Source organism: Streptomyces sp. NPDC059355, assembly GCF_042752335.1.
Classification (GTDB): domain Bacteria; phylum Actinomycetota; class Actinomycetes; order Streptomycetales; family Streptomycetaceae; genus Streptomyces.
This window is the reverse complement of the sequence record NZ_JBHYXN010000008.1, coordinates 65,902-87,103: the sequence shown is the minus strand read 5'-3', so window position 1 is coordinate 87,103 and position 21,202 is coordinate 65,902. Positions and strand designations below refer to the sequence as shown.

The 21,202-nt window shown below is 72.6% G+C and carries 22 protein-coding genes; 11 read left to right on the top strand and 11 right to left on the bottom strand.

The features are described from left to right. Positions 1-8: 8 nt before the first annotated feature. The 3 genes from ACFXGI_RS10425 to ACFXGI_RS10415 form a co-directional block, all read right to left on the bottom strand. Positions 9-269, bottom strand: coding sequence for a hypothetical protein (locus tag ACFXGI_RS10425; RefSeq protein ID WP_384705012.1), 261 nt, complete (start codon positions 267-269; stop codon positions 9-11). Beyond that, positions 256-528 carry a DUF6400 family protein gene (locus ACFXGI_RS10420; protein WP_384705011.1) on the bottom strand — a complete coding sequence of 91 codons (273 nt, stop codon included), beginning with the start codon at positions 526-528 and terminating at the stop codon, positions 256-258. Before ACFXGI_RS10420 ends, ACFXGI_RS10425 begins: the two co-directional genes overlap by 14 nt. A 93-nt stretch (positions 529-621) precedes the next feature. Beyond that, entirely contained in the window at positions 622-1,107 is a 486-nt protein-coding gene (locus ACFXGI_RS10415) for an NUDIX hydrolase (RefSeq protein ID WP_384705010.1), read from the bottom strand. 107 nt (positions 1,108-1,214) lie between these two features. Here ACFXGI_RS10415 and ACFXGI_RS10410 point away from each other — a divergent pair, with 107 nt between their 5' ends. Both ACFXGI_RS10410 and ACFXGI_RS10405 read left to right on the top strand, forming a co-directional pair. Continuing rightward, positions 1,215-2,216: an NAD(P)/FAD-dependent oxidoreductase gene (locus ACFXGI_RS10410; protein ID WP_384705009.1), complete on the top strand. Its 1,002-nt coding sequence runs from the start codon at positions 1,215-1,217 to the stop codon at positions 2,214-2,216. A gap of 104 nt (positions 2,217-2,320) precedes the next feature. Beyond that, positions 2,321-3,748 carry an NAD(P)-binding protein gene (locus ACFXGI_RS10405; protein WP_384705008.1) on the top strand — a complete coding sequence of 476 codons (1,428 nt, stop codon included), beginning with the start codon at positions 2,321-2,323 and terminating at the stop codon, positions 3,746-3,748. Here the strand turns inward: ACFXGI_RS10405 and ACFXGI_RS10400 are convergent. Then, positions 3,706-4,779, bottom strand: a complete 1,074-nt coding sequence (locus tag ACFXGI_RS10400; RefSeq protein WP_384705007.1) for an ATP-dependent DNA ligase — start codon at positions 4,777-4,779, stop codon at positions 3,706-3,708. The two genes, ACFXGI_RS10405 and ACFXGI_RS10400, sit on opposite strands and share 43 nt — an antisense overlap. 75 nt (positions 4,780-4,854) lie before the next feature. Between ACFXGI_RS10400 and ligD the strand changes: the two genes are divergently transcribed. From ligD to ACFXGI_RS10385, 3 genes are all read left to right on the top strand, one after another. Then, positions 4,855-5,898, top strand: coding sequence for a non-homologous end-joining DNA ligase (gene ligD, locus ACFXGI_RS10395; RefSeq protein ID WP_384705006.1), 1,044 nt, complete (start codon positions 4,855-4,857; stop codon positions 5,896-5,898). 54 nt (positions 5,899-5,952) lie between these two features. Beyond that, on the top strand, positions 5,953-6,747 hold the full coding sequence (locus ACFXGI_RS10390) for a VOC family protein (protein WP_384705005.1): 795 nt from the start codon (positions 5,953-5,955) through the stop codon (positions 6,745-6,747). A gap of 77 nt (positions 6,748-6,824) precedes the next feature. Beyond that, positions 6,825-7,079: a WhiB family transcriptional regulator gene (locus ACFXGI_RS10385; protein WP_384705004.1), complete on the top strand. Its 255-nt coding sequence runs from the start codon at positions 6,825-6,827 to the stop codon at positions 7,077-7,079. Between the two features lie 111 nt (positions 7,080-7,190). Here the strand turns inward: ACFXGI_RS10385 and ACFXGI_RS10380 are convergent, their stop codons facing one another. The 4 genes from ACFXGI_RS10380 to ACFXGI_RS10365 all read right to left on the bottom strand — a co-directional run bounded on the left by ACFXGI_RS10380 (position 7,191) and on the right by ACFXGI_RS10365 (position 11,308). After that, entirely contained in the window at positions 7,191-8,162 is a 972-nt protein-coding gene (locus ACFXGI_RS10380) for an acyl-ACP desaturase (RefSeq protein ID WP_384705003.1), read from the bottom strand. Between the two features lie 263 nt (positions 8,163-8,425). Next, positions 8,426-10,066, bottom strand: coding sequence for an ABC-F family ATP-binding cassette domain-containing protein (locus ACFXGI_RS10375; protein ID WP_384705002.1), 1,641 nt, complete (start codon positions 10,064-10,066; stop codon positions 8,426-8,428). A 230-nt stretch (positions 10,067-10,296) separates the two neighbouring features. Continuing rightward, entirely contained in the window at positions 10,297-10,749 is a 453-nt protein-coding gene (locus ACFXGI_RS10370; RefSeq protein WP_384705001.1) for an SsgA family sporulation/cell division regulator, read from the bottom strand. Positions 10,750-10,891: 142 nt separating this feature from the next. Further along, positions 10,892-11,308: a (4Fe-4S)-binding protein gene (locus tag ACFXGI_RS10365; RefSeq protein WP_384705000.1), complete on the bottom strand. Its 417-nt coding sequence runs from the start codon at positions 11,306-11,308 to the stop codon at positions 10,892-10,894. Between the two features lie 74 nt (positions 11,309-11,382). On the opposite strand from ACFXGI_RS10365, the gene ACFXGI_RS10360 reads away from it, so the two are divergent. Together ACFXGI_RS10360 and ACFXGI_RS10355 are read left to right on the top strand one after the other, a co-directional pair. Further along, positions 11,383-12,471 (top strand): WD40/YVTN/BNR-like repeat-containing protein, encoded by a 1,089-nt coding sequence (locus tag ACFXGI_RS10360; protein ID WP_384704999.1) that lies wholly within the window; start codon positions 11,383-11,385, stop codon positions 12,469-12,471. Positions 12,472-12,972: 501 nt separating this feature from the next. After that, positions 12,973-13,509 (top strand): DoxX family protein, encoded by a 537-nt coding sequence (locus tag ACFXGI_RS10355; protein WP_384704998.1) that lies wholly within the window; start codon positions 12,973-12,975, stop codon positions 13,507-13,509. A 513-nt stretch (positions 13,510-14,022) separates the two neighbouring features. Here ACFXGI_RS10355 and ACFXGI_RS10350 read toward each other — a convergent pair. Continuing rightward, entirely contained in the window at positions 14,023-14,322 is a 300-nt protein-coding gene (locus ACFXGI_RS10350; RefSeq protein ID WP_384704997.1) for a YciI family protein, read from the bottom strand. A gap of 26 nt (positions 14,323-14,348) precedes the next feature. On the opposite strand from ACFXGI_RS10350, the gene ACFXGI_RS10345 reads away from it, so the two are divergent. Further along, positions 14,349-15,026 (top strand): endonuclease V, encoded by a 678-nt coding sequence (locus ACFXGI_RS10345; RefSeq protein ID WP_384704996.1) that lies wholly within the window; start codon positions 14,349-14,351, stop codon positions 15,024-15,026. A 12-nt stretch (positions 15,027-15,038) separates the two neighbouring features. Here the strand turns inward: ACFXGI_RS10345 and ACFXGI_RS10340 are convergent, their stop codons facing one another. Both ACFXGI_RS10340 and ACFXGI_RS10335 read right to left on the bottom strand, forming a co-directional pair. Further along, positions 15,039-16,193: a saccharopine dehydrogenase family protein gene (locus ACFXGI_RS10340; RefSeq protein ID WP_384705123.1), complete on the bottom strand. Its 1,155-nt coding sequence runs from the start codon at positions 16,191-16,193 to the stop codon at positions 15,039-15,041. 199 nt (positions 16,194-16,392) lie between these two features. Continuing rightward, a complete protein-coding gene (locus ACFXGI_RS10335; protein WP_384704995.1) occupies positions 16,393-18,072 on the bottom strand; it encodes a PKD domain-containing protein in 1,680 nt (559 codons plus the stop codon). Between the two features lie 395 nt (positions 18,073-18,467). On the opposite strand from ACFXGI_RS10335, the gene ACFXGI_RS10330 reads away from it, so the two are divergent. The 3 genes from ACFXGI_RS10330 to ACFXGI_RS10320 all read left to right on the top strand — a co-directional run bounded on the left by ACFXGI_RS10330 (position 18,468) and on the right by ACFXGI_RS10320 (position 21,202). Beyond that, on the top strand, positions 18,468-18,896 hold the full coding sequence (locus tag ACFXGI_RS10330; RefSeq protein WP_384704994.1) for an MmcQ/YjbR family DNA-binding protein: 429 nt from the start codon (positions 18,468-18,470) through the stop codon (positions 18,894-18,896). A gap of 105 nt (positions 18,897-19,001) precedes the next feature. Beyond that, a complete protein-coding gene (locus ACFXGI_RS10325; protein ID WP_384704993.1) occupies positions 19,002-20,177 on the top strand; it encodes a CaiB/BaiF CoA transferase family protein in 1,176 nt (391 codons plus the stop codon). Further along, the gene (locus ACFXGI_RS10320; RefSeq protein ID WP_384704992.1) at positions 20,177-21,202 is read left to right on the top strand and encodes an LLM class F420-dependent oxidoreductase; all 1,026 of its coding nucleotides are present in this window, start codon (positions 20,177-20,179) and stop codon (positions 21,200-21,202) included. Before ACFXGI_RS10325 ends, ACFXGI_RS10320 begins: the two co-directional genes overlap by 1 nt.

Genomic DNA, 21,202 nt, shown 5'->3' with positions numbered 1-21,202 from the left:
CGAGGTCGTCAGATTCCGGCGGACCGGCCGCCGGTGATGCGGTTCCACAGGGAACGCGTGGCGCCGAAGCCGCTCTCGTGCACCCAGACGTGGGTGCAGGAAGGGCACTGCAGGTGCAGCAGGCTGCCCGTGTTGGTGAGCAGGTAGCGCCAGTGCGAGGAGCAGGTGCGCCGCTCCTCGCAGGGCGCGCAGCCGCGGGCGTCGTCGCAGCTCGGGCAGGCCACCCAGGCGCGTCGCCCGGGGTCCGCCTGCGGGTCAAGCGGCAGCATGGCCGTCCCCGCGCGGGGCGAGCACACCGGCCTCGACCAGGCCGTCGTAGATGCGCTGCTGCTCGGCGTCGAGGCCGGAGTACAGCAGGTCGTACGCCGCTTCCTCACCGCGCAGTACCTCGATCGGGTCCCAGTCGGGGCCGAGTGCGGCCATGACCTGGGCCCGCCGGAGGACCTCCTGGGCGGTGAGGTCGACGCTGAAGTCGACCAGCCCGGGGGCGCCGGGGTCGCTGGGGGGTGTGGGGTGGTGTGGGGCCATACTTCAGAACTTAGGTATGCCTTCCTTCTGCTGGCAAGAGGGGGTGGGAGATGTCACAGCAGGTCGGCGGTGGGGCAGAGGCCCCGACGCGACCTACGGCGTCGGGTAGTCGTACGAGGGGACGGGCGGCAGGGTCGGTCCGAGCTCGGGGCGCCAGGCGCGCAGGACCGCCACCGAGGGCGCGTAGAGGGCCTCCGGGAGCCCGTCCGGGGCGAACCACTGCCAGCGCAGGATCTTGTGCGGCTCGGTGACCTTCGCGGTGCCCTCGGCGGAGCCGGTGACGGCCCCCGCCGTCAGGCGGGTCGTCCCGGCCTCCGGGGAGAGCTGGACGGTCAGGATCCGGATGTCCCCGGGGGCCACCCGCAGATCCGTCTCCTCGGCCAGTTCGCGGGCGGCCGCCTGCTCGAAGCTCTCGCCGGGGTCGACCTTCCCGCCGGGCAGCTCCCAGCGGCCGTCGTGCGCCTGGCCGAGCAGTACCCGCCCGTCCGCGTCGGTGACGACGAGGCCGACGCCGACGACGGCGTTGGGCCGGGGGACGGCCCGTGCCGGTCGTTCGTGCCGGTCGTTCGGTGTGGTCATCGTTCTGGTCCGCTCTGCCGCTCTGCCGCTCTGCCGCTCTGCTGCTCGGTTTGCCGGTTCGGCAACAGAGTTTGCCAGCCGGGCGGGGCGGCCACACCCTCGGAGGTATGGACGACACGAGGGACAACACGCTGACCGGCTCTTTCGACGTGGTGGTCGTGGGGGGCGGGACCGCCGGACTCGCCGGGGCGCTGACCCTGGCCCGGGCCCGCCGTACGGTGCTGGTGCTCGACTCCGGCAGCCCCCGCAACGCCCCCGCCGCCCACCTGCACGGCTACCTGGGCCGGGACGGGGCGAGCCCGGCGGAGCTGCTGGCCGTGGGGCGGGCCGAGGTCACCGGGTACGGGGGCGAGATCCGGGCGGGCGCCGCCGGCACCGCACTCGCCGCCGACCGGCTGCCGGGCGGCGGCTTCGCCGTCCGGTGCGCCGACGGGTCCGCCGTACGGGCCGGCCGGCTGCTCGTCGCCACCGGGCTGGTCGACGAGCTGCCGGAGCTGCCCGGGCTCCGGGAGCACTGGGGGCGGGACGTGCTGCACTGCCCGTACTGCCACGGCTGGGAGGTCCGCGACGAGCCGGTCGCCGTGCTGGCCACCGGGCCGCTCGCCGTGCACCAGGCGCAGATGTGGCGGAACTGGACCGACCGCGTGACCCTGCTGACCCACACCTGGCGGCTCACCGGCGAGGACCGGGAGCTGCTGTCCGCGCTCGGAATCCCGGTGGTGGAGGGCGAGGTGACCGGCCTCGACGCCGACGGCGACCGGCTGGCCGGGGTGACCCTGGCCGACGGGGCGGCCGTCGCGTGCACGGCCTTGGTGGTGGCCCCGCGGTTCACCGCCCGCGCCGGGGTGGCGGCGAGCCTCGGGCTGCCCGTCGCCACCGTGGAGCGGGCCGGAGCGGCGATCGGCACCTGTCTGGAGGCGGATCCGGCGAGCGGGGCCACCGCCCTGCGCGGCGTCTGGGCCGCCGGGAACGTGGCCGACCCCATGGAGAAGCTGGCCGGCGCCGCCGCGGCCGGGGTGCGTGCGGCCGTGGCGATCAACACCGACCTCATCGAGGAGGAGGGGCGGCGAGCCCTCGAAGCCCACCGCGCGGCCGGCCGCGGGGCTTAGTCCGTCGGACGCCTGTGCGGGTTTCGGCCGGGGCGGGTCCGTGCAGGCTCTGAGCGGTCTGATCTTCGTACCGTTCGTCGGCTCAGAGGCTCGGGGGGCTCGCAATGGCACATGTGCTGGTCATCGGCGGCGGTGTCGGAGGGCTGGCGACCGCGCTGCTCGCCGCGCGCCACGGACACACCGCCGAACTGTTCGAACGCGATACGCGCGCACCCGGCGCCGCGCTCGACCGGGACTTCTTCGGATGGCACCGGCCGGGTGTCCCGCAGGCCACGCAGCCGCATGCCCTGCTCGGCGCGGCCCGTACCGTCCTGCGGCAGGAACTGCCCGACGTCCACGCGGAGATGCTGCGGCTGGGCGCCCGCGAGCGGCACGAGCTGGACTGGTTCGACGTACGCCCGCCGGCCCGGCCCGGAGACGAGGACCTGGTGATGATCCAGGCCCGGCGCATCGTGCTGGAGAGCGCTCTGGCCACCGCCCTGCGCGCCGAGCCCGGGGCCGTCATGCACCACGGGGAGCCGGTGACCGGGCTGCTGGCCGAGCCGACGGGTACCGCCGTACGGGTGAGGGGCGTGATCACGCCGGCCGGTGCGTACGCGGGGGACCTCGTCGTGGACGCGGGCGGGCGGCGCGGCGGCGTCGAACGCCTGCTGCCCGCGGCGGGCTGCCGGCCGGCGGTCGTGGAGCGCCACCGCACGGGGCTGGCGTACTTCTGCCGCTGGTACCGGCTGCCGGAGGGCATGGAGGAGGGTCCGCGCCGGCCCTGGGCGGTGACCGGCGGCACGTTCGCCGGGTGCGCCGTCTTCCCGGCCGACAACAGGGCCTTCGCGGTGACCCTGTTCGTCCACACCCGGGACGCCACCCGCTCCGCGCTGCGCGATCCCGCCGTGTTCGAGGCCGCCGCACGGGCCTTTCCGCCCGGCGCGACCTGGCTGGACCTGGGAGCCGAACCGCTGTCCGGGGTCCTGGCCACGGCGAGCCTGGACAACCGCTGGAGCGCGCTGGTCGACGGGCGGGGGCCGGTGGCGACCGGACTGGTCCCGATCGGGGACGCGATCACGCACACCAATCCGACCCTGGGACAGGGCACCTCGCTGGCGCTCTGGGCCGCCCGCAGGGTGGCCCGTACGGCGGACCAGGACGCGGGGTCGGTGCGGTTCGCCGCCGCCTACCACGCCTGGGCCGTGCGGACCCTGAAGCCGTGGTTCGACTTCCAGGTGGTGGCCGACGCGGCCATCGGGGAGCGGTTCGCGACGCGGGCCGGGCGGCGGACCGCGTCGGCGCGCGCGGTGGCCGCGCTGTTCGAGTGCGCGCTGGAGGACCCCGAGGTGATGCGGGCCCGGGCGCGGGTGCGCCACCTGGTCGAGCCGCCGGAGCGGGCGTACGCGGACCCGCAGGTGCGGGCGCGGGTGGAGCGCTGGCTGGCGGCCCGGCCCGGGTACGCGCCGCACGAGGCGGGGCCGGACCGGGCGGAGTGGGAGCGGCTGGTCTACGATCCGGCGGTCGGGCCGAGGACCTCGGCGAGGTCGTAGCCGACGACCTCCTCGAGCTGGGCGTACGTGCAGCCCGCCGGATCGCGGTCGGGCCGCCAGCGGCGGAACTGGGCGGTGTGCCGGAAGCGGTCGCCCTCCATGTGGTCGTAGGCGACCTCGCAGACGCGCTCGGGGCGCAGCGGCACCCACGAGAGGTCCTTCTTGCCGGTCCAGCGGCTCTGCGCGCCGGGCAGCCGGGCGCTCTCGTGCGCGGATCCCTCGGCCCAGGCGGCCCACGGGTGGCCGGTGGTGTCGTCCATCCGCAGCGGCGCGAGCTCGTCCACCAGCTCGGCGCGGCGCTTCATCGGGAAGGCGGCGCACACCCCCACGTGCTGGAGGCTGCCGTGGGCGTCGTACAGGCCCAGGAGCAGCGATCCGACAATCGGACCGCTCTTGTGGAAACGGAAACCCGCGATCACGGCATCGGCCGTACGCTCGTGCTTGATCTTGAACATGAGACGGGCATCGGGCCGGTAGGGGAGGTCGAGCGGTTTGGCGACCACCCCGTCGAGCCCGGCGCCCTCGAACCGTTCGAACCACTCCTGCGCGAGCGCGGGGTCGGTGGTCGCGGGCGCGAGGTGAACGGGGGGCCGAGCGGTGGACAGGGCATCGGTGAGGGCGCTGCGGCGGTCGGCGAGCGGGGTGTCGAGGAGTCCTTCGTCGCCGAGCGCGAGCAGATCGAAGGCGACGAAGCTGGCGGGGGTCTTCTGCGCCAGCATGTCGACACGGGACTGCGCGGGATGGATCCGCTCGGTCAGCCGGTCGAAGTCCAGCCGCCCGCCGTGCACGATGACGATCTCGCCGTCCACCACGCAGCGGGCCGGCAGGTTCTCCTTCAGGGCGGTCACCAGCTCGGGAAAGTACCGGGTCAGGGTCTTTCCGGTGCGGCTGCCGATCTCCACCTCGTCGCCGTCGCGGTGCACGACGGCCCGGAAGCCGTCCCACTTCGCCTCGTACTGCATACCCGGCGGGATCTTGGCCACCGACTTGGCGAGCATCGGCTTCACGGGCGGCATCACGGGCAGATCCATGTCTTAGATTCTGCGGTGGTACGTCGCGAAGCGCCCGGTATGCGCACCGGGCGGGAGCCGCCTACCGTGGCGCACATGGGTGCATCCGGTAATGCCATCGAGCTGGACGCGGGCGGGCGGACCGTGCGGCTGTCCAGCCCGGACAAGGTCTACTTTCCCGAGCGGGGCCTGACGAAGCTGGATGTGGCGCGGTACTACCTTTCCGTGGCCGACGGGATCACGCGCGCCCTGCGCAACCGGCCCACCACCCTGGAGCGCTACCCCGACGGGGTCGGGGGAGAGTCCTTCTTCCAGAAGCGCGCCCCGAAGAACCTGCCCGACTGGATCCCGACCGCGCACATCGAGTTCCCCAGCGGGCGCTCGGCCGACGAGATCTGCCCGACCGAGCCGGCCGCCGTGCTGTGGGCCGCCAACCTGGGCTGTCTCACCTTCCACCCCTGGCCGGTGCGGCGCGAGGACACCGACCGGCCCGACGAACTGCGCATCGACCTGGACCCGCAGCCGGGCACCGACTACCACCACGCGGTGATCTGCGCCCACGAGCTGCGCGACGTACTGGAGGACCTTGGCCTGCGCGGCTGGCCCAAGACCTCCGGCGGGCGCGGTCTGCACGTCTTCGTCCCGATCGAACCGCGCTGGACCTTCACCGAGGTCCGGCGCTGTGCGATCGCGATCGGCCGCGAGCTGGAACAGCGGATGCCCGGCAAGGTGACCACGGCGTGGTGGAAGGAGGAGCGCGGCGAGCGAATCTTCGTCGACTACAACCAGACCGCCCGCGACCGCACGATCGCCTCCGCGTACTCCGTGCGCCCGCGCCCGCACGCCCCCGTCTCGGCCCCGCTGCGCTGGGACGAGATCGACTCCGCCGAGCCCCGCGACTTCGACATCACCACGATGCCGGCGCGCTACGCCGAACTCGGCGACCTTCACGCGGACATGGACGGGCACGCCTTCACCCTGGACGCGGCCCTGGAACTGGCCGACCGCCACGAACACGACCACGGCCTGGGCGACATGCCGTACCCGCCGGACTACCCGAAGATGCCGGGCGAACCGAAACGCGTCCAGCCGAGCCGGGCGAAGCGCGACGACGCGAAGCACGAGGACGGCGAGGACTGAGCGCTGTCGGTGGCGGGTGCCATGCTCGTAGGGAGGACGGAAGGAGTACGGGTCATGCTCACGACGGACTACAAAGACGGCTCGCCGAACTGGGTCGACCTCGGCACGCCCGACCTCGACGGCGCCGCCGGGTTCTACACCGGACTGTTCGGCTGGGACTACCGGCCGGGCGGTGAGGAAGCCGGCGGATACGCGATGTTCCAGCTCGACGGCAAGATCGCGGCCGGCGGCATGGCCGTCGCGCCGGAGGCGGTCCGGACGGCCTGGACGCTCTACTTCCAGACCGCCGACGCGGCCGCCACCGCGGCCGCCGTGGTCACAGCGGGCGGCACGGTGGCGGTCGAACCCAGGGACGTCATGGGGCTCGGCAGGATGGCGATCTTCGCCGATCCGGCGGGGGTCACGTTCTCCGTCTGGCAGCCGGGCCGGATCGAAGGCCTCGGCGTGGTGACCGACGTCGGCAGCCTGTGCTGGACCGAGCTGTACACGGACGACGTGCCGGCGGCCGCGGCCTTCTACGGCTCCGTCTTCGGCTGGGAGATCGGCGAGATGCCCTTCGAGGGCGGCTCGTACACCGTGGTCAAGGCGGCGGGCACGCCCGACGCGGCGGCCTTCGGCGGCCTGGTCCCGATCGGGACCGACCCGGTGGAAGACGCCGAACGGCCCTACTGGACCCCGTACTTCGAGGTCGACGACTGCGATGTGACGGCGGCCGCGGCGGAGCAGTCGGGCGGCAAGGTCCGGCTGTCGCCGGTGTCGATGGAGGGCGTCGGCCGCTTCGCGAAGCTGGCGGACCCCTACGGCGCACGGTTCGCGGTCATCGCCAGTGCTCCCGTACCGGGTGCCTGAGGCCGCGCGGCCGGTAGCGGAGCGGTGTTGATCAGGCGTTGATCGGACGTCCATCGGCGCCGATGAGTATCTCCGGCATGTCGATGAACACCGCCACCACCACCGCCACCACCGCTGCGCCCGCCTGGTACGACCTCGCCCTCTGCGCCCAGACGGGGCCGGGCTTCTTCTTCCCGGAGCCGGGCTCGTCCCTGCGGGACGCGAAGCGGCTGTGCGGGGCGTGCGAGGGCCGCACGGCATGCCTGGAGTACGCCCTGGCCAATGACGAGCGCTTCGGCGTCTGGGGCGGCCTCTCGGAGTCGGAGCGCCTCGCCCTGCGCCCGCGCGGCTGACCGGGCCCGCCACCGCCGGGCCGTCATCCCCGGACAACACGAAACCCTGGCAGGGCGGGGGCCATGCCAGGGTCTCAAGGCGTTGCGGGCCGGTCAGGCCGTGCGAGTCGGTCAGGCCTTGCGGGCCGCGATGCGCGCGGCGCGGGCGGCCAGGCGCTCGTCGAACTTGCGGGCCTCGGAGTCCAGGCCGTTCATGAAGAGCCCGAGCTCCTCCTGGGCCTGCAGGCCCTCGGGGCCGAGGCCGTCGATGTCCATGATCTTCAGGAAGCGGATCACGGGGCTCAGCACGTCGTCGTGGTGGATCCGCAGGTTGTAGACCCCGCCGATCGCCATCTGCGCGGCCATCCGCTCGAAGCCGGGCATGCCGTGTCCGGGCATCCGGAAGTTGACCACGACGTCCCGCACGGCCTGCATCGTCAGGTCCGGGGCGATCTCGAAGGCCGCGCCCAGCAGGTTGCGGTAGAAGACCATGTGCAGGTTCTCGTCCTGCGCGATGCGGGCCAGCATCCGGTCGCAGACCGGGTCACCGGACTGGTGGCCGGTGTTGCGGTGCGAGATGCGGGTGGCGAGCTCCTGGAAGGCCACGTACGCCACCGAGTGCAGCATCGAGTGCCGGTTGTCGGACTCGAAGCCCTCCGACATGTGCTGCATGCGGAACGCTTCCAGCTTGTCCGGGTCCACGGCGCGCGAGGCCAGCAGGTAGTCGCGCATCACGATGCCGTGGCGGCCCTCCTCGGCCGTCCAGCGGTGCACCCACGTGCCCCAGGCGCCGTTGCGGCCGAAGAGCGTGGCGATCTCGTGGTGGTAGCTGGGGAGGTTGTCCTCGGTCAGCAGGTTCACGACCAGCGCGATCTTGCCGATGTCGGTGACCTTGGACTGCTGAGGGTCCCAGGCCTCGCCGTCCTCGAAGAAGCCCGGGAAGTTCCGGCCGTCGCTCCACGGGACGTACTCGTGGGGCATCCAGTCCTTGGTGACCTTCAGGTGGCGGTTGAGTTCCTTCTCGACCACCTCTTCCAGCGCGAACAGCAGCTTGGCGTCGGTCCACGCCTCCGAGCTGCCGAGGTGGGGAGAGGTGATTGTCACGGGTGCTCCTGGGGACAAAGCGAGATACCTACGGTTCCGTAGCCTACGAACCCGTAGGTTAAGCGGAGCGTGAGGGCCAGCCAAGCCCCAGACGTTCATATGTCCGGTTACGTCCGGTTATCTGCGCAGTTTGAAGGCGTGCGGAAAGGGCCCGGCGGGACGAAAGTCGCCCCGGCAGGTGGCCCGCGACGCCCGCCTTGACGGCTGTCGCCGTCCGGACGGGCATCGCGGCGGTGGAGCCGGCCGCGCGGTCGGCCGCGGGCTCACTCGTGCCAGAGGGCCTCGCGCACCTCCTCGGCCGTGGTCGGCTTCAGCTCGCCGTCGAGCAGCAGCCACCGGGTGATCCCGATCGACTCCAGGAACGGCACGTCGTGGCTGGCCACCAGCAGCGCGCCCTCGTACGACTCCAGCGCGTCCGTGAGCTGGCGTGCGCTCGCCAGGTCGAGGTTGTTCGTCGGCTCGTCCAGCATCAGCAGCTGCGGGGCCGGCTCGGCCAGCAGCAGCGCCGCCAGCGCCGCCCGGAACCGCTCGCCGCCCGACAGGGTGCCGGCCGGCCGGTCCGCCCGGGCACCCCGGAGCAGGAAGTGCGCGAGCCGCGCCCGGATCAGGTTGTTCGAGGCCTGCGGGGCGAACCGGGCCACGTTCTCCACCACCGACCGGCTCTCGTCGAGCACGTCCAGCCGCTGCGGCAGGAACCGCGTCGGCACGTGCGTGATCGCCTCCCCGGACACCGGTGCGAGCGCCCCCGCGACCGTGCGAAGCAGGGTCGTCTTGCCCGAGCCGTTGCGTCCCACCAGGGCGATCCGCTCCGGACCGCGCAGCTCCCACTCGCCCGCGACCCGGGCTCCGTGCGCCAGGTGCACGTCGCTCAAGGTCAGGACCCGGCGGCCCGGCGGGACCTGCGTGGCCGGCAGCTTGATCCGGATCTCGTCGTCGTCCCGGACGGCCTCCGCCGCCTGGTCCAGCCGCTCCTTCGCCTGCGCCAGCTTCTCCGCGTGCATGATGCGGTGCTTGCCGGCCGACTCCTGCGCCGCGCGCTTGCGGGCACCCATGACGATCTTCGGCTCGCGCTTCGTGTCGTACATCTTCTGGCCGTACCGTTTGCGCCGTGCCAACTTCATGTGGGCGTCGGACAGTTCCCGCTTCTGCCGCTGTACGTCGGCCTCCGCGACCCGGACCATCCGCTCGGCCGCGTCCTGCTCGGTGGCGAGCTGCTCCTCGTACGCCGAGAAGTTCCCTCCGTACCAGCGGACTTCGCCGTCGTGCAGGTCGGCGATCTGGTCGACCCGCTCCAGCAGCTCGCGGTCGTGACTGACCAGGAGCATCACCCCGGACCAGGACTCGACCGCCGCGTACAGCCGGCGCCGGGCCCGCAGGTCCAGGTTGTTCGTCGGCTCGTCCAGCAGCAGGACGTCGGGGCGGGCGAGCAGCAGCGCGGCGAGGCGCAGCAACACGCACTCGCCGCCGGACAGTTCGCCGACCGTGCGGTCCAGGCCGATCCGGGCGAGGCCGAGCTGGTCGAGGGTGGCCAGGGCCCGCTCCTCGACGTCCCAGTCGTCGCCCACCGCGGAGAAGTTCGCCTCGGTGGCCTCGCCCGCCTCGATGGCGTGCAGGGCGGCGCGGGTGGTGCGGATGCCGAGTGCCTCGTCGACGCGCAGGGCGGTGTCGAGGGTGACGTTCTGCGGGAGGTGTCCGAGGGTGCCGGCCACGGACAACTGGCCCTCGGACGGCGTCAGTTCACTCGCGATGAGCTTCAGCAGGGTGGACTTCCCGCAGCCGTTGGCTCCGATCAGGCCGGTACGGCCGGGGCCGACGGCCAGCTGGAAGTCCTCGAAGACGGGAGTTCCGTCGGGCCAGCCGAAGGAAAGGGCGGAGCAGGTGATGAATGCAGGGGTATGGCTCATGGAGGCCTCCAGGTTGCGTGAGTGGTGCGTGCAACGCGGGGAGACAGCCGACGGTCGGATCCGACGCGGAACGGGTCGGATCGGCGGGATCAGTGGGATCGGTCGGTGTCTCGGACCTCAGAAGAGCAACGTCCTGCTCCGTTTCGACGGCAGTGGGGCGTCTGCGAAGCTACGGGCGGCCGGGAGCCGCCCGCAAACGAATTAACCGCGGGAGGGCGGGAGATCCGGATTCAGTGCGGGTCGCGCATCAGCTCGGCCAGGCTGTGGTCCATGTCGAGGTACAGGTGCTCCAGACCCGGCGGCACGATCGTCGCGGCACGCTCCAGGAACCGGTGCAGCTCGGCCGTCAGCATCAGCACGATCGCCACGCCCTCGGGCGCGTGGAACTCGATGGTGGTCCGGTCGATGTCGTACGGCCGCACCCGCACGTCGCCCCACCCCGTAGGGCCGTCCAGCCCCGATTCGAGGAGCTCGCGGGCGAAGGTCCACGAAACCTCGACGCCTTCCAGGGTGGCGGGAGCGGGGAAGGCCATGCGCACGGCGAAGGGATCCGCACGGTCGTAGCCGAGCGTGACGGGTACGGTCTCGACCTTCGGGGCGGTGGCGACCAGACGGGCCTGCACGGCCTGCTCGATAACAGTGATCAAGGCTCGCTCCCTTGCGGCGGATCTCCTGCCGGGCATGGGGTGAAGCCCGACAACCGGATAGACGCCGGAATCGGCAAATCCGTGCATGCGAACTGACGTGAGCTGTGTCACCGATTGGCTGGAACGCGTCCGTTTGATCGCACAGAGTGACGGGTGGAGGGGTGTGGGTGAAGGGGTCTCAGTCGTTGCCGCATGCCCCGGAGTGGTCGCAGAACGGCTGGTTCCCGCTCACTCCACAGGCGCAAAGCATGGCCCTGGTCTCCCGTCGGACGGTCCCCTCGGGGGTCGTCACGCGCAGATCGCCGCGCATGACGAGCTGCCCGGCGGGCGACCGTACGACCGTGGTCGGCCGGTCCGGCTCCTCGGCGGGCCCCTCGTCGGCGAGCCGGTACTGGAGCGCACCCGAGGGGCACCGGCGGATCACCTCCGCGACCCGCTCCGGCTCGGCGCCGTCCGGCTGTACCCACGGACGCTTCCCCGAGTCGAACACCTCGGGGAGCCCGTGCACGCATTCGGCGGCGTGGAGGCACCGCCCGGTGTCGTAGGTGACGGTGATGCGCTTGCCGTCGTAGGCCTTGGGTTCCTTGGATGGCATGGCCTCAGCGTAGGAACGCGGGGGCACGGACGCACCCTGGACGCGGAATCCGGCGTGCATTAGCTTCCGGCGCCATGAGACTTCTGGGAGTTGGCATGTGCGCGGCGGCTTTGGCGGTGGGTCTGCTGGCCGCCCCGGCACACGCGGAGGACCTGGGCGACGTGCAGGGGTTACGGGGCAAGAGCGTGGGCTGGGCGCTGAAGGACACCGGGAAGGACGCCCGGTTCCGCGGGCTGGCGGCGGTCAGCCGCTCCACGGCCTGGGTGGCCGGCACCAAGGGCACGGTGCTGCGCACGATGGACGGCGGCCGCAGCTGGCGTGACGTCTCACCGCCGGGCGCGGTCGCGGAGGGCCTGGAACTGCGCGACATCGAGGCCTTCGACGCGCGGCGCGCGGTGGCCCTGTCCATCGGGGAGGGCGAGGCTTCGCGGGTGCTGCGCACCGAGGACGGCGGTGCCACCTGGACCGAGGCCTTCCGCAACCCCGACCCGCGGGCTTTCTACGACTGTCTCACCTTCTTCGACTCCCGGCACGGGCTGGCCATGAGCGACCCGGTGGACGGCAAGTTCCGGATCCTGTCGACGGACGACGGCGGCCGGAACTGGGCGGTGCTGCCGAGCGCGGGGATGCCGGACGCCCTGCCGGGCGAGGCGGGCTTCGCGGCCAGTGGCCAGTGCCTGGTGAACGCCGGGCCGCGCGACGCCTGGCTGGCCACGGGCGGCGGCGCGACCGCCCGGATCCTGCACTCGGCGGATCGCGGCCGCACCTGGCGGGTCGCCGAATCGGGCATCCCGGCGGGGGACCCGGCCAAGGGGGTCTTCGCGCTGGCCTTCCGCGACCGTACGGCGGGCCTCGCGGTCGGCGGCGACTACCGCACCGGCGAGGCCTCCCCGCAGGCCGCCGCGGTATCGGCGGACGCGGGCCGCACCTGGCGCCCGGCTCCGAACCCGCCGCCCGCGTACCGCTCGGGCGCGGCCTGGCTCCCGCACCTGCGCACGGCGGCCCTGGCGGTGGGGCCGACGGGCACGGACGTCACGACGGACGCCGGCAGGACGTGGCGGCCGCTGACCCCGGGCTCGTTCGACACGGTCGACTGCGCGAGCGACGGCGGCTGCTGGGCGGCGGGGGAGAAGGGGCGGGTGGGAAGGCTGGAGGGGGTGTGAGGCTGATGGGGGCGGGGGCTTCGGGGGCGGGGCTCGTGTGCTCGGGGTCGGGATGGTGTTCGGGGGCGTCCCGTCAGTCCACTGTCCTTCCGTGTCGGGTCGGTCCGTCAAGGGCGCTCACTTCGTTCGCGTCGCTCCGCGATGTCGCTGCGCTCCACCCTTGACCGACCGCCCCGCCCCGGAATGCCATAAGACTGCCGGGAAGCCCCCGAAGGATGGCCGGGAGGTTCATGTTCAGGGACGGGCCCTCAGCGATGCCGATCGGCGGCCTTGGCCGGTCCTGTTCCCGTCCCGGTACCACCATCCCCGGCCATGACCAGGGGCGCGTCAGATCGCTACGCGCTCCTCTCGGCATGGCGTCCGGCGGTCGTCTGGGGCCGGGCGTGGTTGTTTGCGGCCGAACGGGTCGACGACGAGGGGTGACGACGTTGCGGCCCGGTCGTTGCAGTGGAGCGTCATAGGGTGGCCGTCGCTCACCGGCGACGGAAGGAACGGACGTTCATGGCGTACGCCCGGCGGGACCGTACGATCTTCGGCGTCACCTCCGCCACCACGGTGACCCACGACATCGGCCTGCTCGTACTCCGGCTCGTCGTCGGCCTCACCATGGCCGGTCACGGTACGCAGAAGCTCTTCGGCTGGTTCAAAGGCCCGGGCCTCTCGGCCACCGGCAAGGGCTTCTCGATGAGCGGGTATCCCGCCGGGGACGCCATGGCGGTCATCGCCGGTCTCTCCGAGACCCTGGGTGGCCTGGGGCTCGCCCTCGGCCTGCTCACGCCGCTCGCCGGCGCGGCTTTGACCGGAACCCTCATCAACATCCTGGCCGTTCGGGGCTTGAACACCTTCTTCGCCCCCAAGGGCGTGGAACTGGAGTCCGTGCTCTTCGCGGCCGTCATCGCCCTCACGCTCACCGGACCGGGCCGCTTCTCCGTCGACCACCTCCTCCCCGTCCTCCGCGAGTCGCGTCCCCGCTACTCCGTTCTCGGACTGGTCCTGGGAGCCGTGGTCGGATGCGTCGTCCTCCTCATCCGCGACTGACCGTCACCTGCAGTCGCGTCGCCAGGGAGGTCCGTCCCGGTGCGTGGGCGGTTCATGTCCAGCCCCGGACGGTCGTCGGACGCCATGCCGGGAGAAGCGCGTAGCGATCCGTCGCGAACCGGTGGGGGATGGTCATCCCATCGTCATCCGGTGCAGGTTGGGGCCCACCGAGGTGCGGATGACTGCTGATGACGCCCTCTGGTCGTGCTGATGGGCAGGAGGCGCCGATCGGCTTCGCTGAGGGCCCGTTCCTGCCCGGTAAACCCCCGGCCATTCCTTCGGGGGCTTCCCGGCAGTCTTATGGCATTCCGGGGCGGGGCGGTCGGTCAAGGGTGGCCGAAGGCCATCGCGCAGCGACGCGACCGCAGGGAGCGCCCTTGACGGACCGACCCGACACGGAAGGACAGTGGACTGACGGGACGCCCCCGGACACACCACCGACCCCGAGCGCATGAGTCCCGCCCCGCCCGCCCGACCCCGAGCCGAAGGTCCAGCCCCCGAAGCCCCCGCCCCCTAAACCACCGGGTTCTCCCGTACGTTCTCCAAGTCCCCCGACGTCTTCGTCGCGAGGAACTCCGTGATGCGGTACTCGCATACGCCGGCCACGGTGAAGGGGTCCTCCGCCGCGATGCGCTCGATCTCCGTGCGGGAGACGCCCGCCGCCAGGATGATGCCGCCCTCGCGCGGGACCTTGCGACCCGAGGCGAGGAAGACGCCCGAGGCGTAATAACCGTCCAGCCACGCGATGTGGGCGTCCAGCTCGTCTTCGACGGCTTCGATGGGTGCGGTGTACGTGAGCTCCATGACGAACATGATCGCCAGGCTACTCTCGCACCATCATGACGAGTGCGAAGACCCCCGCCGATGAGGCCGAGGCCCGGGCGATACAGGACGAACTGCGTAGGACCGTGGTGCTCGACGAGGCCGGTCCGCCGCCCGGGCGCGGGCTGGTCGCGGGCGTGGACGTCGCCTACGACGACGAGCGCGACCTCGTCGCCGCCGCGGCCGTCGTCCTCGACGCCGCCACCCTGGAGGTCGTCGAGGAGGCGACGGCCGTCGGGCGCGTCAGCTTCCCGTACGTGCCCGGGCTCCTCGCCTTCCGTGAGCTGCCCACCGTGCTGGCCGCTCTCGACTCGCTCACCGCCGCCCCCGACCTGGTCGTCTGCGACGGCTACGGGCTGGCCCACCCCCGCGGCTTCGGCCTCGCCTGCCACCTCGGGGTCGTCACCGGACTGCCGAGCATGGGCGTCGCGAAGAACCCGTTCACGTTCACGTACGAGGAGCCCGGGGCCCGGCGCGGCGACGCCGCCCCGCTGGTCGCGGCCGACGGCGCCGTCGTCGGGCGGGCGCTGCGCACGCAGGACGGGATCAAGCCGGTGTACGTCTCCGTGGGCCACCGGATCTCGCTCGACACCGCCTGCGCCCACGCCCTCGCGCTGAGCCCGCGCTTCCGGATCCCCGAGTCCACCCGGCACGCCGACTCCCTCTGCCGGCGGGCCCTGCGCGAAGCCTCCTGACCGGCGGCCGGTTCAGCGAGCGGCGGCCACCCGGAAGCGGATCCCCGCCTTCTGGAGCCGGTCGAGCAGGGCGTCGCCCATCGCCACCGCCGTGGTGAGCTGGCCGGCCCGCTCCGGCAGGGCGTCGTACGCGAGGCACAGCGCCGACTCCGCCAGCATCTTGGCGGTCTCCCCGTAGCCCGGGTCGCCGCCCGAGACCTCGGTGAACACGCGGCGGCCGCCGCCCTCGCCCACGAAGCGCACCGTGAACCAGCTGCGCGCCCGCCGCTCCGCGTCCGGACCCCGGCCCGGCTCCCAGCAGCTCATCAGCCATCGCCGCGCCGCCGGGAGCTGCGCCAGGGCCACCGCTCCGCCGACCGCCGCCGCACCGCCCACTGCGACCGGTAGGTGCTTCACCGAGGCGTACTGCCGATAGCGGAAGTCCGGCCCGTACCGCTCCAGCGCGGCCGCCGATCGGGTCACGATCCGGTGGTCCAGGGTCGGCAGCGGCAGCGCCCACGTGCCGGTCTCCCGGCTGAACCGCGGTGCGCCCAGGGGTCCCCGTACGCGCCGGTCCAGGAGCCGGGGCTCGTGCAGCCGCCGCTCCTGCGCCGCCGCCAGGGTCTGCGGTCCGCGGCCCATGGCGGTCAGTGCGGAGGCCAGGGTCCCGCCGGAGAAGGCCGCGTTGGAGCGCATGAACCCGTCCACCCGCAGCGGGACGCCCTCCGGCAGCTGCCCCACGGTGAAGTACGCGCCGAGGTCGGCCGGGATCGAGTCGAAGCCGCAGGCGTGCACCAGCCGCGCGCCGCTCTCCCTGGCCCGGGTGTCGTGCTCGACGTACATCCGGTCCACGAACTCCGGCTCGCCGGTGAGGTCCACGTAGTCCGTGCCCGCCGCCGCGCAGGCGGCGACCAGCTCCGCCCCGTACAGCACGTACGGTCCGACGGTCGTGGCCAGGACCCGGGTGGAGGCGGCCAGTTCCCGTACGGCCGACGCGTCCCCGGCGTCCGCGCGCAGCAGCGGCAGCGAGGCGCAGCCGGGATCGAGGGCGGTCAGCCGCTCGCGCAGCCGCTCCAGCTTCCCGAGGTCGCGCCCCGCGAGGGCCCACCGGCAGCCGGCGGGGGCATGCGCGGCGAGGTACTCGGCGGTGAGGGCGCCGACGAAGCCGGTCGCACCGAAGAGCACCACGTCATAGGCCCGTTCGCGTGCGCCTGCCGGTTCGCGTCCTGCGGCCCCGTCGGCCTGTCGAACCTCTTCGTTCACCACGGCTCCTCCCACTCCTGTCGGAGGCTGAGGCTAACCCGCACGGCCCGTATGCAGAACAGCGCCCCGGAGGCGGCCTGGGGGGCCGTTCCGGGGCGCTGCGATCGGCGCGGGGCGCCGCGCCTCAGTTCTCCTGGTACATGCCGAAGATGTCGACGATGAGGTCGGTGTCGCCGTCGCTCTGGTTCCAGAAGTCGACGACGCCGGTGGAGCCGGTGCTCGCCTGGACGAGGTTCGGGACGGTCTTGCCGGTCGTCCAGTTCAGGGTGGAGGAGCCGGGCGGGTTCGGCTGGCTCGCCGTGCCCTGGTCGTAGGCGTCCTGCGTGTTCGGGTCGGGGGCCACGGCGAGGAACCCGCTGTCCTTGGTGTTGGTCACCGTGGTGTTCAGCACGAACCCGGTGGCGCCGTCACCGGGCGCGGACATCTCCGCGTGGATGAAGTCGCGTCCGCCCACGGGGCCGTGGACCGGGCTCTCGGGGTCGCGGGTGTCGAGCATGCGCATCGGCATGAACGGCACGTAGGAGCCCTTGCTCTGCGGGCTGTAGTAGCCGACGACGTCGACGATGACGTCGGCCGGGTTCCAGCCGCCGTTGCGGAGGCTGATCTTGCCGTCGGGGCCGACGGGGACGATCACCGAGTTGGCGATGGTCTGGCCCGTCGTGAAGTTCACGTTCGAGGCGGTCGGGGCCGACTGCCCGCTCGGGTAGACGGTCAGGTGGCCGTCGCTCTTCGGGCCCGTGACGGTCACGTTGAGCGCGACGGCGGTGACGCCGGAGGCCGGCACCTTGCCGAGGCCGGTGATCTGGGTGCTGAAGGACCCGTAGCCGGCGAGCTGGCCCTTGGCGGTGCCGGTGCCGCTGCGGGTGTCGACGAAGCGCTGCGGCGCCAGCGGGGTGTAGCCGCTGGAGGCGGTCTGCGTGAAGTAGCCGGTGACGTCGGCGATGAGGTCGACCGACTCCCAGCCGCCATTGTACAGGTTGACGTAGCCGTTCTCGCCGACCGGCACGATGACCAGGTTCGGGACGGTCTGGCCGGGGACGAAGTTGACGTTCGAGGTGCTCGGCTTGTCGTCGCCGTCGGCGAAGGCGGTGACGTGGCCGCCGCTGGTGGCGCCGGTCACGGTGACGTTGAGGACGACCGCGGTCACGCCGGCCGGGATGGAGCCGTTCCCGCCGATCTTCAGGTGCGCCGAGCTGTACGGGGCGACCTTGGCGGCCTTCGCGGCGCCGGTGCCGTTGCGGGTGTCCAGCAGGCGGGTCGGGCCGTACGGGGTGTAGTCCGAACCCTCGGTCGTGACGGCCACCTCGTTGGTGACCACGGTGTTGGCGGCCTTGTCCGTCACGGTGACCTTGACGGTGTAGGTGCCGAGCTCCGCGTAGGTGTGCTCCGACTCCACGACCTGGGTGCCGGAGGCGGAGGCGGTGGTGACGGCCCCGTCGCCCCAGGCGATGCTCACGTCGAGCGGGGTGGCCGCGCTGGTGATGGAGCTGTCCACGGCGATCCCGTGCGCGCTCATGGCGAAGGCGTCCAGGCCGACCGCGAGCGTCGGGTTGGCGGCGCCGGCGGTCTCCGCCATGGGGGCGGCGGCGAGCTTGCTCTTGGGGACCGGTGCGCTCTGCCGGATCGACCGGTCGGCCGGGCTGGAGAACTTGGCGGTGTTCTTCAGGCCGGCCTGTGCCAGGTCGGGCTTGCTGATGCCCTGGGCATCGCCGGAGTCGGTGCCGGCCGCGTGGGCCATGCCCGGTATGAGAGAAATGCCGGCCGCGAAGACGGCGGCGGATGCTGCGAGTCGGCGGTAGGACACCGAGCCCCCCCATGTTTCGTGAGCCCTTGGCCAGGGCTGAAAGCCCGCTCAGATTACATAGCTCCTGAGCTTCCGCTTAACGTCCCCCCGCGCTCATTCCCGCGCCTGCGGAACGAGTCTCGAAAGCGGCACGGAAATCACCTCTGGCTGCTGTGATCAGGCGTTTCATGTTCTCTGGCCAGTTGTCCGGGTAGGCCCCGAAAAAGCCGACGGCGGGGCTGATGTCGCCGTCATTCCGATTCCGGTCACCGATGGCGCCGAGGGCGCCGGTGGCCGGATCTCGACGGCGCCCGCGAGGAGGCAGTGGTCCGCTTCCCGGTCCGTGTCGGGGGGCGGCGCTAGCGTGAGGGTCGAGTGTCCGTGCGAGCGGGCGGCTGTGGTGACGGGAGGCGTCGATGAAGGCTGCGGTGCGCAAGTGGGAGGCGGTGCGGGAGTTCGCCCAGGAGCTGCCGGAGGCCGTGATGGAGTTTCCGTGGGGGCCCGAGGACTGCGTCGTGAAGGTCAACAAGAAGATCTTCGTGTTCCTGGGCAGTGTCGACGGCCCGCGGGCGCCCGGGCTCTCCGTGAAGCTCAAGGACGAGGCGCTCCACGGCCACGCCATGACCGCGCCCGGGGCGGAGCCGACCGGGTACGGGCTGGGGAGGGCCGGCTGGGTCTTCGTGCCGCTGGGGGAGAAGGGGGCGCCGGCCCTCGACGTGCTGTGCGAGTGGGTGGAGGAGAGCTACCGGACGGTGGCCCTCAAGCGGCACCTCAAGGAACTCGACGCACGGCTCGAGGCGGGGCCTGACGCGGGCCCGGACGTGCGAAACGAGTCAACCGGCTAAGCGGTTGCTCTTGTGCTGAGTGGGGCGCGTTCCTAGCATCACTGGTGTTACATCAGTTGTGTCACACAATGGCGCGCCACGGATGCTACGGACGCTGGGGGCTCGATGGCAGTGACAGGGAACGTGCCCGGCGGGCCGGTCGGGCCGGCCGGGCCCGGCGGCGGCCGCGGCCCGCTCGCGGGCGTGCGCGTCGTCGAACTGGCGGGCATCGGCCCCGGCCCGTTCGCCGCCATGCTCCTCGCCGACCTGGGGGCGGACGTCGTACGGGTGGACCGGCCCGGCGGCGGCGGGCTCGCGGTCGACCCCGCGTACGACGTCACCAACCGCGGCAAGCGCTCCGTCCTGGTCGACCTGAAGTCCGCCGAGGGCCCGGCCCGCGTACTGGACCTCGTCGAGCGGGCCGACGTGCTCATCGAGGGGTTCCGGCCCCAAGTCGCCGAGCGGCTCGGCGTCGGCCCCGCCGAATGCCACGCCCGCAACCCGAAGCTCGTCTACGGCCGGATGACCGGCTGGGGCCAGGACGGGCCGCTCGCCCACACCGCCGGGCACGACATCGCGTACATCGCCGTCACCGGCGCCCTCGGCATGATCGGGAACCCGGGCGAGCCGCCTGCCGTCCCCGCCAACCTCGTCGGGGACTACGCGGGCGGCTCGCTCTACCTGGTGATCGGCGTGCTCGCCGCCCTCCGGCACGCCCGCACCCCCGGCGGCACCGGCCAGGTCGTCGACGCGGCCATCGTCGACGGCACCGCCCACCTCACGGCCATGATCCACGGCATGATGGCGGCCGGCGGCTGGCAGGACCGGCGCGGGGCCAACCTCCTCGACGGCGGCTGCCCGTTCTACGGCACGTACGAGACCTCCGACGGCGGGTACATGGCGGTCGGCGCGCTGGAGCAGCAGTTCTACGACACCTTCGTCGAGCTGCTCGGCATCGAGGGCCAGGCCCCGGCCCGCAAGGACCTGGCCCGCTGGGGCGAGCTCCGCGAGGCGGTCGCCGCCCGCTTCAAGTCCCGTACGAGGGAGGAGTGGACGGCGGTGTTCGAGGGCTCCGACGCCTGCGTGGCGCCCGTACTGTCCCTGCGCGAGGCGCCGCTCCACCCGCACCTCGCCGCCCGCGGCACCTTCACCGACTTCGGCGGGATCACCCAGCCCGCCCCCGCGCCCCGGTTCTCGGCCACCCCGGCCGCGGTCGCCGCCGGCCCCGCACTGCCGGGCGCTCACACCGAATCCGTGGCCCGCGACTGGGACGTACCGGCCCTGCTCCCGAAAGAGGTCTGATGGAACTGTCCATGATGCTCGACTACGCCGGGGACCCGCGCCGGGCCGCCGACGAGGCCGCGGCGCTGGAGGCGGCCGGGCTCGACGCCGTGTGGGTCGCCGAGGCCTGGGGCTTCGACTCCCCGACGATCATGGGCTACCTCGCCGCCCGCACCGAGCGGATGAAGATCGGCTCGGCCATCCTCAACGTCTACTCGCGCACCCCGGCCCTCGTCGCCCAGACCGCCGCCGGACTGGACGCGATCTCCGGAGGCCGGGCGCTGCTGGGCCTGGGCGCCTCGGGCCCGCAGGTCGTCGAGGGCTGGCACGGGAAGCCGTACGACAAGCCGATCGGCCGGACCCGCGAGACCGTCGAGCTGTGCCGCCGGATCTGGCGCCGCGAGACGATCGACCACCACGGCATCACCGACATGCCGCTGCCGCCCGAGAAGGGCGGCCGTCACGGCAAGCCGCTGAAGATCCTCACCCGGCCGGTCCGCGACGCGGTCCCCGTCTACATCGCCTCGCTCGGTCCCGCCAACGTGCGGATGACCGCCGAGATCGCCGACGGCTGGCTGCCCACCCTGTTCCTGCCGGAGAAGGCCCACGCGGTGTGGGGGAGCGCCCTCGCCGAGGGCGCCGCCCTGCGCTCCCCGGAGCTCGGCCCGCTGCAGACCGTGGCGGGCGGACTGCTCGCGATCGGCGAGGACGCCGCCGCCGTACGGGACCTCGCACGCCCGCAGATCGCCCTGTACGTCGGCGGGATGGGCGCGGTCGGCAAGAACTTCTACAACGACCTCGCCGTCGCCTACGGGTACGGGGAGGAGGCCCGGAAGATCCAGGAGCTCTACCTCTCCGGCCGCAAGCGCGACGCCGCGGCCGCCGTCCCGGACGAGTTCTGCGAGCTCATGACGCTGTGCGGGCCGAAGGGCTACGTACGCGAGCGGGTCGAGGCCTTCCGGGAGGCGGGCGTCACCATGCTCAACGTCACACCCGTCGGAGCCGAGCCGGCCCGGCTGATCGAAACCGTCAAGAGCTGGCTCTAG